We start from the raw sequence: 12,895 nt of genomic DNA on the forward strand, positions 1-12,895 counted from the left end.
GGTGACCCGGCCGACGAACTCCACCAAGTCGTCCGAGCTGGCCCGGATAGCGGCCGAGGCGGCCGGCACCCATTTCTCGTCGGTGCAGTTCACGCTGACCCACGGCCCGGCCAACGGCTCGCTGCCCACGCCGATCATCGACCCCGACAAGGAGGACCCGAACGGCTGGCCGACCGACTTCTGCCACTTCTCGGTGGCCGGCCTGTCGATGTCGATGTCGACCTGGCCCTCGGCGATGTCGGCGTTCAGCGGCCGGGTGCAGCTCGGCCCGGCCGACCCGGCCGGGCAGCACGACACCTACTCGTACTTCGGGCACGCCGTGCCCAACCCGGGCTTCCTCAACCAGTCCACCCGCAAGGTCGAGGTGCTGATCACCCTGGGCACGGCCCACTGGTCCCCCACCTACCGCGAGTCGCTCATGCAGGCGCTGGTCATCGAGAAGCTCACCGGCCTGGCCGCCGAACGCGACGCCCCCGTGCTGCACCTGCACACGCCGGTCGCCCCGGTGCCGCTGAGCATCCGGGCCGAGCGCGGCGACGGGTCCAACGAGCGCCTGCGCGACGCGATCGCGCCCTGCCTGCGGTTCTCGATCGGGGTCGACCCCCAGATGTCCGAGGCCCGGCTCGACTTCGAGACCGAGCTGGCCGCGCTGGCCGAGGAGTACGGCTTCGGCCTGAAGCTCAACGACCAGCGGTTCAACCGCGTACGCGGGGAATGGTTCACGATCCGCGGCTTCGACCGCGAGCGCTACCGGCAGGCACGCGGACGGCTCTTCCCGGACGCGCCGGTGCTGACCCCGAAGCGGGCGGTCATCGCCAGCCTCGTCGGCCCGTCCCGCACCGGAACGACAGCGGCGGCCGTGGCAGCCCTGCGCGAACGCGGCATCGGGGTGCTGGCCGCCTCGATCTCCAGCATGCGCAAGACGACGTTCATCAACCTGGTGCTGCCGGTGAACGCCGACGACCCGCAGACCCACCCGCAGTGGTCGGGCGGCTGGCTCGACGCGCTGCCGAGACTCAGCGCCACCGCCGGCCACCGCCGCCACGGGGCCGACCAGCCCGACGACAGCCTCATCGACGACTGGAAGGTGGCGATCAGCCCGGCCATGCGCTGCTCGTACCCACCGTCGAGCCGCCAGACCGGCGCCACCTTCACCGGCCGGGTCCCCTACCCCATCTGGCTGTGGTGGCAACTTCCCCACCGTACGGTCGACACGCCCACCCTGCTGGCCGAGGTGCAGGCGGCGATGCAGCCCCACGCCCGCCGCTGCGAGATCGCCTACGCCCAGTCCCGCCTGTGCCGCGGCGACGTCGTCCGCGGCCGCGCCAAGCTGATCGTCATGCTCTCCCAGGAACACCGCGACCACGCCGCCGTCCAGCGCCTGCTGACCGACGCCACCGAGGCCGCCCAGCTGCGCATCCGCGAACGCCTGCCCGCCCTGGGCCGGGTCGACCCCAGCAAGATCCGCCTCCGCCTCTCCCCGCGCGAACGCTGGCTGACGTACGCCGGAATCTCCGACTGAGAAAGACCGCGGCCACCATGACGACGCGGCGCTGGGCCCGGTGTTCGCCGGGATCCACTTCCGATCCGGTCGGCGGTTGGTGTCTGACCTGGCCAAGGCGTACCGTCCGGATAGCTCGCTGGGGTGGGGAAGGACACGTTGACCGCGATCTTTGGGACGGCGCCCGGATCACTTTCGGACTTCGAGGTGATCGCGGAGTTGGGGCGCGGCGCCGGGACGGCCGTCTACCGGGTGCGTCGCCGCGGTGACGAGTACGCGCTGAAAGTGCTGTCCTCGGCCGACCGGAACACTCTCACCGCCGTACGCCGGGAGTCCGCTCTGCTCGGCTGTGTCGGGCACCCGCTGCTGCCGCGGATCTTCGAGGTGGGCGAGACGGTCGTCGGCCCGTACCTGGTCCTGGAGTACGTCGAGGGTGTCTCGCTGGCGCAGGCGCTGCGCCGGGGGCCGTTCGACGAGCCCGACGTCGTGCGGCTGGCCCTCGACCTGGCCGGGCCGCTGGCCGCCGCGCACGGCGCCGGGCTGGTGCACCGCGACATCAAGCCGGACAACGTGATCGTGGAGCCGGCCGGCACCGCCCGCCTGATCGACTTCGGACTCGCGGTCCGCGACGGCACGGACGACGGCGGGGTCGCCGGCACCCCCGCGTACAGCCCACCCGAGCAGACAGGCATGCTCAAACGGCCCGTCGACGGCCGGTCCGACCTGTACGCCCTGGGTGTCCTGCTCTTCGAATGTGTCACCGGCGCGCCGCCGTACCAGGCGCCGGACGCGGGCGAACTCATCCGGCTGCACGCCACCGCGCCGATCCCCGACGTCCGCGAGCGCGTCCCGGGCCTGTCGCCCACCCTGGCCACGATCATCGCGACGCTGATGGCCAAGGACCCCGACGACCGCTATCAGAGCGGCGGCAGCCTGATCGACGACCTCAACCGGCTGGCCGCGCAGCCGGGCGGGGCGTTCCCGGCGGCCACCGACCGCCGGGCGATCCAGCCGGTCGGCCCGGCCCTGCTGGTCGGCCGCGACCAAGAGATGATCACGTTGGCCAACCGGTGGCTCCAGGCCCGCGACGGCACCGGCGGGGCGGCCATCGTGGAGGGTCCGGCCGGCGCCGGCAAGACCCGGCTGGTCCGGGAGCTGACCAACGCCGTCGCGGTGGACGGCGACCTGGTGCTGTACGGCAAGTGCATGCCCGACGACCCGATGCCCCTGGCGCCGTTGCGGGGCGCCGTCGAACGGTATCTGCGCACCGTGGAACGACTGCCGGGGTCCGAGCGCGAGCAAGCCGTGCGGCGGTTGCACCGGGCCGCGGGGCGCGGCGGTCCCCTGCTGCGGACGCTGTCCCCGCTGCTGGCCGACCTGGTGCAGCTGCCCGACATCGGCGAGCAGAGCCGGCACGAGCAGTTCGTGCACGCCGTCTCGGCCTTCCTGATCGGACTGGCCGACGAGTTCCAGGGCGCCGTCGTGCACATCGACGACGTGCAGTGGCTCGACGGGCCGACCCGGCGGGTGCTGCAACAGATGACCAGCCGGCTGACCGCCACTCCCCTGCTCATCATCGCGACCGGCCGGGACGGCGCCGACGACGCGGCGGCGCTCGACCGGTTCGGCGCCGACATGGACACCACTCTCGACACCCGGATCCCGCTCGGCCCGCTGGAGCCGGACGCGGTGGCCCGGCTGGTCGACGAGCACCTGGGCGCCGTCCAGCTGCCGGGCGAGCAGGTGCGGGAACTGGCTGTCCGGGCCGGCGGCAACCCGTTCACGGTCGGCGAGTACGTGCGGGCGGTCATCGACGCCGGGCTGATCTCCCCGTCCTGGGGCGACTGGCGGCTCGACCTGACCGGCCTCGACCGCATCGACGTCACCGGCGACGCCGCCGACCTGGTGCTCCAGCGCATCGACGGCCTCGGGCTGGAGAGCCGCCACCTGCTGATCACCGGGGCCGCGGCCGGGCGGTACTTCCCGGTCGACCTGGTGGCGGCCGTCTGCGACAGCGAGCCCCGGCGGGCCCGATCCCTGCTGGCCGAGGCCGAGTCGCGGCGGCTGGTGACCGCGGCCGGGCCCGACGGCTACCGCTTCCTGCACGACCGGATCCGCGAGGCCCTGCTGGCCGAGCTGGACGGGCAGACCGAACGCCGGCTGCACCAGCGCATCGCCGAGGTGCTCGACGGCGCCCGCCTCGACACCCCCAGCTTCGTGTACGCCACCGCGCGCCACTACGCGCGCGGCGAACCCGGGCGCCGTCCCGAGCGGGTCTACCTGAGCAGTTACGCCGCCGGCCGGCTGGCCCTGGCCGAGCACGCGCCGGCCGAGGCCCGCCAGTTCCTCGAGATCGCGGCCCGGGCGGCCGAGGCCGCGCAGCTGACCCCGCAGCCGGGCTTCTACGTCGCGCTCGGCACCAGTTGCGCCCGCACCGGCCAGTTCGCCAACGCGCTGCGCCACTTCGACCAGGCGCTGCGGAGCGAGCCCGACAAGCTGCGCCGGGCCGAGATCCGGGCGCTGGTGGCCGTGGTGCACAACAGCGCCTGGAACCCGGACCGGGCGTTCGACGCGGTGCGCCGCGGGCTGTCCGAGCTGGGTTCGCCGCTGCCCCGCAGCCGGCCCGGCCTGGCCGTGACCACACTTTTCTCGCTGCTGCTGGGGCTGTTCGTCGGCCGCACCCGGCTCGGCTTCGGCACCGCCGACGGCCGTCAGCGCGAGCGCTTCCGGCTCCAGGCCATCCTGTACGACATCGCCACCTACTCGCTGTCCATGCGGATGCACCGGGTCATGCGCGCGGTGATGAGCCTGCGGGCGCTGTACCCGATCAACCGGCTCGGCCCGGGCCGCGAGTACGCCCAGCACATGGCCGGCCTGGGCGTGATCGCCGACGTGGCCAACCGGCCGAAGTTCGCCGACCGGCTGTTCGACCGGGCCGCCGCCGTCGCGGCTCGCATCGGCGACCCGGAGCTGATCGGCTACGTCGAGTGGAAGCGCGGCGTCGGCAGCCACTTCGGCGGCCGGGACGAGGACGGGCTGATCTGGGGCCGGGTGCTGATCGAGCACGAACGCTGGCTCGAGCTGGGCGACTACCTGACCGGCGTGGGCGGCGTCTGCATGCAGTTCTACAAGCGCGGCCGCACGGCCGACGCCGAGGCCTGGCTGCGGCGCGGCCGGGCCCGGCTCGGCCCGGGCGCCGAGGCCGAGGGGGCCGCGTTCCGCGCGGTGGCGGCGATCATCGCGGCCCAGCTCGGGCGGGCCGACGAGGCGGCCTCACACATCGAGGCGCTGCGCCGGTTCCTGCGGGCCAACCCGGACAACCCGATGCAACTGATCAACCTGTACGGGGCCCGGATGATCGCCCTGTTCGAGACCGATCAGCTGGGTGAGCCCTTCGACCAGCTCACGGCCGAGTTCGCGGCGCTCGGCCTCAAGCCCGGTTCGATGGTCCCCGCGCAACGGGTCTTCTACGTGTTCGAGGCGCTGGGCCGGCTCGCCCGGTGGCGCCGGGCCGGGCTGTCGGCCAGCCGCGAGGCCCTGCGCTCGGCCGCCCGGGCCGCGGTCGACCGGCTCGGCGAGAAGGCCACCGACAAGCCGCTGCACGGGTTCCACCGGGTCGCCGAGGCCGACTTCGCGCTGCTCGACGGCCGGCCGCTGGAGGCGGTGCGGCTGCTCAGCGACATCGAGGTGGAGCTGCTGCCGCTGGACGCGCCGCTCATCGCGTACGAGGCCGCCCGCGTCCGGGCCCGGGCGCTGACCGCCCTGAATCAGAACGCGTCGGCCGCGCTCCAGGCCAAGGCGGCCCACACCATCGCCACCGAACAGCAGTGGCCGCAGCGGGTGCGGTGGGTCGAGGACGAGTTCCCGGCGAGCCGGCCCGAACCGGCCAGCCCGGTCCGGGCCGCCACCGACAGCCGCCCGACCGATCTGTTCCGCCGCCGCCTCGAGGCCCTGCAGCAGGTCAGCCTGGCCTCGGCGACCGTGCTCGACCCGCGCGAGCTGGCCCGGGTGGCGCTCGACGAGACGCTGCGCATCCTGGGCGCCGAACGGGCGCTGCTCTTCCTGCCCGGCGCCGGCCACAACCAGCTGGTGCCGCTCGTGGGCCGCGACGGCGGCGGTCACGACCTGAAGCAGCTGACCGGCTACAGCGAGACCCTGGTCGACCGGGTGCGGCAGACCGCCGAGCCGATCGTGGTGACCGGCAGCGAGGAGGGCGAGGCCCTCGGATCGCACAGCATGCAGGTGCACGGCCTGCGCAGCATCCTGATCGCGCCGCTCCAGTTCGACGGTCATCTGCGCGGCGTGGTCTATCTGGACAGCCGGGTCGCCAAGGGCGTGTTCACCGGCGAGGACGTGGCAATCCTCAAGGCCATCACCAACCACATCGCGGTGTCGCTCGAGACGGCGCGGGCGGCCCAGCTCGAGGTCGCGGTGCAGGCCGCCCGCCGCCAGCGCGACGTGGCCGAGACGCTGCGCGCGGCCATGGCCGACCAGAGCTCCTCGCTGGACCCCGACGAGGTGATGCAACGCCTGCTGAGCAGCCTGTCCCGGACGCTCGACGCCGACTCCGCCGTGCTGCTGGCCGGCTCGGCCGACGGGGAGCTGATGGTCGCGGCCGCGCACGGCGCCGCTGCCCAGGTCGGGATCCGCGTGCACCCCGTACCGGAAGAGCTGCTCGACCTGACCGGCCCGCGCACCGGCACCACGGGGGACGTGTTCGACGCCCTCCTCGGCATGCCGCGCAGCTGGTGGGCGATTCCGGTGGCCCGGCACGACGAGCAGTTCGGCGTCCTGCTGGTGGGCTGCCGGGCCGTCATCACCGAGGCCCAGGCCGAGGTAGCCGCGGCCATCGCCGCCCAGGGCATGACCGCGTACGAGAACGCCCGCCTGTTCAGCCAGGTGCGCCGTATGGCCACAGTGGACGGCCTGACCGGCCTGAACAACCGCAACCACTTCTTCGCCGAGGCCGGCCGCCTGCGCCGCGACCCGGTGGCTGCCATCATGATCGACATCGACCATTTCAAGAGCATCAACGACACGTACGGCCACCCGGTCGGCGACGAGGTGATCCGGACGGTCGCCGAACGCCTGCGCAGCGTCGTGGCCCCCGGCGACGTGCTGGGCCGCTACGGCGGCGAGGAGTTCGCTGTGGTCACCCCGCAGCTCCCGGTCCTCGCCTCGGAGCTGGCGTCACGCCTGCACTGGGTCGTCTCGGGCGACCCGGTGCCGACCGCCGCCGGCTCGCTGCCGGTCACCATCAGCGTCGGCCTGGCCTGCTCCCACGGCGAGCGCCCCGACCTGCGCCTGCTGCTCGCCCAGGCCGACCGCGCCCTCTACGAGGCCAAACAGACCGGCCGCGACCGCGTCGTCGCCTACCCGGGCTAGGTGTGTTGTCCGGGACCAGGCCGCGTGGGCGAACCAGGCGACGGCGTTACGCGATACGCCGATCGCAGTGGCGGCTTTCTCATCGGCGTGGATCTCGGCGTAGCCGACGCGGGAGTGGTCGTCGATGACGGTGTGCAGAACGCTGTACCCACCTGAGGCGTGTAGATCTTGCTGCGGGCTCCGGGCGCCGGGTGGTCGCTTCCCGGTTGCGGCGGCTCTGAAGTTCGACAAGAGCCACGTTCATCGGCCGAAGCGCCAGCCGGGCGCAGACACGAATCGTGACCACACCCCGCCACACGCGATGCCAGTCGCCTGGCTATGGCAGCTGTCTCGACTTGCCTGCCCGAAGCTCTCGCACCAGTTTTGCCATCGCCTCGATCGCCTCGACGCGCTTGTCCTTGGGCACCAGGAGTAAAGCCCAAAGAAACATGATTACGATGGCCGCAGGTATGACGCAGACGATTAATACGGCCGCCCAGGGCGCATTGGCCAAAAGCGGTTCCAAGAAGGTGAGCGCCACTGGCCACGCCTCTCGACTCGCTGGTCGAGAGAAGCGCGCACGGCTCAGCCCGACCAGTCATGACTGGTGAAGCTGAGATCCCGCGCCGACTGCACAGAAAGCTCAGGTCAGAACGTCGACTCGGACGTCCCCCTACTGCAAGGAACCGGTAAGCCATCTCCTGGAATAGTGACCAGCGAATATATGAGAAGTCGTCAGTCGGCAACGTACTTCTATACGATCCCCGATGACCGTCGAGTGCACTGTATCAGGGAAAGGCCTGAGCCGACTTCTCGGGTTGCTTCACACCAGGTCTACGAGATCATTCGCGACGCCGTCAAACCAGCCCGGTTTCTTTCGATCCCTGCCGGCTATTTGGTCTTGATCAGCGTCGTTGCGCTCGTCCATCGGGTCGAGTGCCGGTATGCGAACGTCACGGTCCGGAAGTTACCAAACCTTAATTGTCAGATTCCCAGGGGGTATCGCCTGCCGGCGGCCCCACTGCTTGCGCGTGCCACAGGATGCACGGCCGATCGCCTCAGCACCTTTTGATGTCCGAGCGGCAAGCGCCCCGAACAGCAGGCGTTGAGGGGTGACCGTAGGCGCGATGTCCGACACCCGTCACGATGACAACCGTACTCACTCTCATCGCACATGAAAGTTCGCCGGTGGATGTACGGCGGCGGTCAGCCGCGGGCGTCGGCCAGCAGGCGGGAGACCCGGTCCAACAGGTCGGCGGAGTCGAAGGGCTTGGCCATGTAGTCGTCGGCGCCCATCGCGCGGCCCTGGCTCGCGTCGAGGTCGCGGCCGCGGGCGCTGAGGATCAGCACCGGGATGCGGGACGTGCGCGACATGCCCTGCAGTTGCTGGCAGACCGTGAGGCCGTCCAGGCCGGGCATGTCGATGTCCAGCACCACCAGGTCGGGGCGTTCGAGGTTGGCCGCGTTGAGGGCGGCGTTGCCGTTGTCGACCGTGACGGTCCGGTAGCCGGCCGCGGACAGGCGGAGCGCCAGCAGGTCGCGGACGTCCTCGTCGTCCTCGGCGATCAGCACGGTCGAAGGCAGCAGCGATGTCATGGGCGCTCCTGAGGAGAGGGGTGGTGTTCCGACCTGTCGGGTGGGACGCCGGGCCGGCCGAGAGGTTCTCAGTAGCGCGACGAGAGCAGTTCGGAGCGCTTTCGGTGCTTGGCGGCGCGCAGGGCGGCGCGGGCCCGGTCCAGCGCGGCCGGAACGCCGTCGGCCGGGTCGGTGGCGGCCCAGCCGATCGAGGCGGGCACCATGGCCGCCTCCAGTTCGGCGCTGATCCGGTTGATGACGGCTTCGGCGCCGGACGGGGTGCATCCCGGCAGGATCAGGCCGAACTCGTCGTCGCCGGCGCGGGCGACGAAGTCGGTGTCGCGGGTGGCACGCCGGGCCACGGCGGCCGCGGCCTTGAGGTAGGCGTCGCCCGTGGCGCGGCCCCGGGTGTCGTTGGTCGTCCGGAGGCCGTCCAGGTCGATCAGGACGACCACGGTCGGGTCGGCAAGGCGCTCGAAGCGGGCCTGGGCGCGTTCGACGATGTGCTCCCAGCCCCGCCGGTCGGGCAGGCCGGTGAGGGCGTCGGCCGCGGCGCCGAGGTGGTCGCGCAGCAGCGCGTTGGTGGCCAGGTCCTGGAGGCGGTCGGTGGCGAGCGCGGCGGTGAGCAGCCGGCCCAGCAACGCCAGCAGGGGTCCGGCGTCGGTCAGGCGCGGGTCGTTGACGCGGGCGCCAGGGTCGAGGCCGCAGATCGCGCCGAACAGTGTGCCGTCGGGCTCGGTGATGACCGCCCCGGCGTACGTGCCGATGGTCAGCGTCTTGTTGACCCCGGCTTTCGCGTACGCGGGCACGGCCTGGGCGTCGACCGCCACGGCCGGGGCGTCACCGGCCGCCATGTGCACGCAGAAGCTGTCCTCCCAGGGGTGGCTCTGGCCCTGGCGCAGCCCGTAGCCGTTGTCCGAGTCCAGATAGAGGTAGATCTGACGGCCGCTCTCGACCCGGGTGACCGCCCAGAAGGCCAGCGGCATCTGCTCGTGCAGATAGTCGAGGACCAGGTGCGCGGCGTGCTCGAAGCCGGTCGCCGGGAGGAGCTCGAGCCGGTCCTCGTCCGGCCCGGGTGCGGTGGCCGCCACGGGCGGCGGCGAGGCCGGGGCGGGAGTGTCCTCGGGCGGCGGCACGACGGTGGCGTCGGCCGGCAGGGTGAACGTGAACCGGGAGCCGTGACCGTCGGGCCCGGCCGCGGCGGCGATGGCGCCCCCGTGGCGTTCGACGATGCGTTTGCAGATGCCCAGGCCGAGCCCGGTGCCGGAGTAGCCGGCGGATCGGTGGGCGCGGTGGAACGACTCGAAGATGCTCTCGTGCTGACCGTCGGGAACGCCGATGCCGTTGTCGTCGATCGTCACGGTGACGAGGTGGTCGGCCTGCCCGGTGCGGACGCGCAGCCGCGGGACCGCACCGGCGCCGGTGTACTTGATGGCGTTGCTGATCAGGTTCTCCAGCAGCTGCCGGGCGAGCACCGGGTCGGCGTAGACGGCGTGCAACTCGCCGATGTCGAAGGCCGGCACCGGGGTGCCGGTGCTCTGCGCCTGGTCGATGCGGGCGATCGCGATGTCGTTGACCAGCTCGCCCAGATCGACCAGGGTCGGGGCGAGGGCGGCGTCGCGGGCCGTGGTGTACGACAGCAGGTCGTCGATCATGCCGCGCATCCGGCGGGCGGCCCGGCCGATCCGGCCCAGCCCGTCGCGGGCCTGCGGGTCGTCCGCCGCGCCGGGCTCGTCGAGGGCGTCGATCAGCCACGACGTCCAGCCCTCGACGGTGGCGAGCGGGTTGAGCAGGTCGTGGGCGACGACACCGGCGAACGCGGCCAGTTCGTCGCGGTGCCGGCGTTCGGCGGTGACGTCGTGGAAGACGGTGACGGCGCAGCGCACCCCGTTCAGACTTCCCGGCACGGCGGTCGAACTGACGCTCAGCAGCCGGCCCTGGGGCACGCCGGGGTTGCGGACCAGGATGTCCAGGCCGCGGACGTCGGTGCCCGCCAAGGCCCGCCGGTGCGGCATCTCGTCCGGCTCCACCGGGGTGCCGTCCGGATGGAACAGGCCGTAGAACTCCGGCTTGGCCATGTGCTCGGAGGTGCTCACGACGCCTCCGAGCAGCCGCCGGACGGCCGGGTTACGCACCAGCAGCCGGCCCTGTTCGTCGACCACCGTGAGGGCCTCGGCCATCGAGTTGACGATGGCGGTCATCAGCTTGGCCTGGTCGGCGATGGCGGTCCGCTCGGTGCGGAGCTGGGTCACCAGGGCGGCCCGTTCGTCGCGGCCCAGCGCCAGGGCCAGGCCGACCACCGCGATCATGCCGACGAACGCCTGGGCGACCAGGGCCTGGGCCGCGTGCGAGCCGATGTAGGCGAACGTACCGCTGCCGTGCAGCGTGCCGAGCACCGACACCGCGCCGAACACGAGGCCGTGCAGGACGACGAACGCGGTGTTCAGGCGCGAGCCGGCCCACACGGTCAGCCCGATCACCGTGAAGGCCAGCGGCAGGTCGTTGTTGAGGCCGAAGACGGCGGCGTACGCCGCGACGGACAGCACGACGACCGCGGTGTATTCGAAGCGGCGCTGCGGCGTCGTCGCGGCCCAGCGCCCGGGGATGTCACGCCCGAGGTGGCGCCAGGTGAACCAGACCGCGGCGAGCACCAGGATGCTCACGGTGTTGCGGGTCATCCAGACCGCGGTCGCCGGCCACGAGTACGTCCCGCTGACCGCCCACACGCCGGTCGGGCCGATCAGCGCCCCGCCGCCGGTGCTGACCAACGCGGCCGCCATCAGGCGCCACAGGTCCTGCGTACGGGTGAGCGGGTCGTGAACGAGGTGGGGCAACCACCGCCGCACCAGGTAGGCGAACAACCCGGCCTGAACGATGTTGGCCACCACGAACCAGGCCGCCAGCGCCATTGGGGCACCCGTGGCCATGTTCACCGCGGTCGTGATCACGCTCAGCGCGGCCACGTCGAGCGACCGCCACCGCGAGCGGTACTGCACCAGGAACCACACCGCCGAGACACCCGCCGCGGGCCAGACCAGGCTCAGGTTCGTCGAGTCCATGACGGTGAGCCGGCCGGCGTAGGTCGCGCCCAGGAAGGCGAGCGAGAACGCCAGCGTGCGCGCCACGGACGAGCGCCCGCTCATGGGTCCCCCCGTCCGCCTCGTGGTCTCTCACGACCCATCGGCATCGGGAACCACCTGCTGAGAACGAGGAACTCCCCGGACCGCGACGGTCCGGGGAGTTCGGGGCGGAGCAGGTCAGGCCGAGAACCGCAGGCGCCGGCGTCGCACCAGCAGCACAACGACCGCGCCCGCGGCGAGCAACAGCAGGCCACCGCCCAGGACAGCGCCCGTCGGGGCGCCGGTCACCGGCAGGCCGCCACCCTCGCCGCCGCCGTCACCCGGGGCGCCGGTCGGGGTGGTGCCGGCCGTCGAGGTCGGGGACGCGCTGGGCGTCGCGGTGGGAGTGCCGCCGGCTGAGGGGCTGGGCGTCGGAACCGGGCCGTTGAACTTCGGATACATCTTCTCGAACGTGCCGGAGACGGGGTCGCCGTACGGACGGGCCGGCGTCAGCAGCGGGGCGCCGGCCGGGTTGCCCTCGGCCCGGAACACCACACCCGGCACGACGGCGTGATCGGCGGTCGCCGTGACCTTGGTGATCTGTTCCGGGTCGATCGACCGCACGAACGCCACGCCGCCGCCGTCCCCGACCTCGGTGATCAGCCAGGTGCCGCCGGAGTAGCGGCTGTCGGTGATGGCGTAGCCGTTCTCGACCTTCAGCGCCATTCTGCCGGGACCGTTGATGACCAGCTCGGGAGCGTCGTTGTAGCCGGGCTCCTCGAAGCTCACTGCGCGGCTCGGCTCGCCCAGGGTCTCCCGGGCGCGGGTGAGGTGGTCGTACACCTTCTTGATGACGGCGTACTCGTTCTCGGCCCCCAGCCCGGCGCCGGCCCGCCACGCGCCGAGCGAGACGTTGTCGGTGCGCTTCCAGATGGCGGCCTGCGTGCCCAGGCGGAGCAGCAGGTTGACGGTCGCGGCGGAGGCGCGCGGCGGCACCTTCACGCCGGCGGCGGCGATGAGGCGGCTGCGGTCGACCGACGGGTAGCCGTGCTCGATCACCCACTGGGCGGCGGAGAGATTGTCGTTGCCGGCCTCGGCCCAGGCGATGTCCGCGTAGTCGACCGCACCGGTCAGGGCCGTACGGCCGAAGGACAGCGAGAAAGCGGGCACGGCCGGAGCGCCCTCGCCCGTCAGCTGGATGCCCCGTACCACCGTCGGCTTGCCGCCCAGCAGCAGCGTGCGCGACGTGCCGTCGGCCTTGGCCACGGCGGTCAGCGGCTCCTCGTCGGCGGCCTGCGCCGGCGCCGCCGAGCCCAGCAGCAACCCCGCACCGGCCAGGAACGCCGGAACCAGCCGCCACAGAAGTCGTTCTCGCATCAGTTCTCCCCCGTGCTTT

At 72.3% G+C, this 12,895-nt stretch carries 6 protein-coding genes and 1 pseudogene; 2 read left to right on the forward strand and 5 right to left on the reverse strand.

All coding sequences use genetic code 11. The annotated features are described in order from the left end of the window. The first annotated feature begins 1 nt into the window (after position 1). Together KXC43_RS08095 and KXC43_RS08100 are read left to right on the forward strand one after the other, a co-directional pair. Entirely contained in the window at positions 2-1,522 is a 1,521-nt protein-coding gene (locus tag KXC43_RS08095; protein ID WP_221375340.1) for a hypothetical protein, read from the forward strand. Between the two features lie 186 nt (positions 1,523-1,708). After that, positions 1,709-6,886 carry a diguanylate cyclase gene (locus KXC43_RS08100; RefSeq protein WP_221375341.1) on the forward strand — a complete coding sequence of 1,726 codons (5,178 nt, stop codon included), beginning with the start codon at positions 1,709-1,711 and terminating at the stop codon, positions 6,884-6,886. Between the two features lie 27 nt (positions 6,887-6,913). Here the strand turns inward: KXC43_RS08100 and KXC43_RS50625 are convergent. The 5 genes and pseudogenes from KXC43_RS50625 to KXC43_RS08120 all read right to left on the reverse strand — a co-directional run. After that, a pseudogene (locus KXC43_RS50625) lies at positions 6,914-7,062 on the reverse strand (IS481 family transposase); the annotation flags it as partial. Positions 7,063-7,202: 140 nt separating this feature from the next. Then, a complete protein-coding gene (locus KXC43_RS08105) occupies positions 7,203-7,406 on the reverse strand; it encodes a hypothetical protein (protein ID WP_221375342.1) in 204 nt (67 codons plus the stop codon). A gap of 665 nt (positions 7,407-8,071) precedes the next feature. Beyond that, complete coding sequence (locus KXC43_RS08110; protein WP_221375343.1) at positions 8,072-8,461, reverse strand: response regulator transcription factor; 390 nt, start codon at positions 8,459-8,461, stop codon at positions 8,072-8,074. A 68-nt stretch (positions 8,462-8,529) separates the two neighbouring features. Continuing rightward, on the reverse strand, positions 8,530-11,583 hold the full coding sequence (locus KXC43_RS08115; protein ID WP_221375344.1) for an ATP-binding protein: 3,054 nt from the start codon (positions 11,581-11,583) through the stop codon (positions 8,530-8,532). 114 nt (positions 11,584-11,697) lie between these two features. Continuing rightward, positions 11,698-12,876, reverse strand: a complete 1,179-nt coding sequence (locus tag KXC43_RS08120) for a thioester domain-containing protein (RefSeq protein WP_221375345.1) — start codon at positions 12,874-12,876, stop codon at positions 11,698-11,700. Positions 12,877-12,895: the final 19 nt, after the last annotated feature.

Origin of the sequence: Paractinoplanes polyasparticus (genome assembly GCF_019710575.1) — a bacterium.
GTDB classification, from domain to species: domain Bacteria; phylum Actinomycetota; class Actinomycetes; order Mycobacteriales; family Micromonosporaceae; genus Actinoplanes; species Actinoplanes polyasparticus.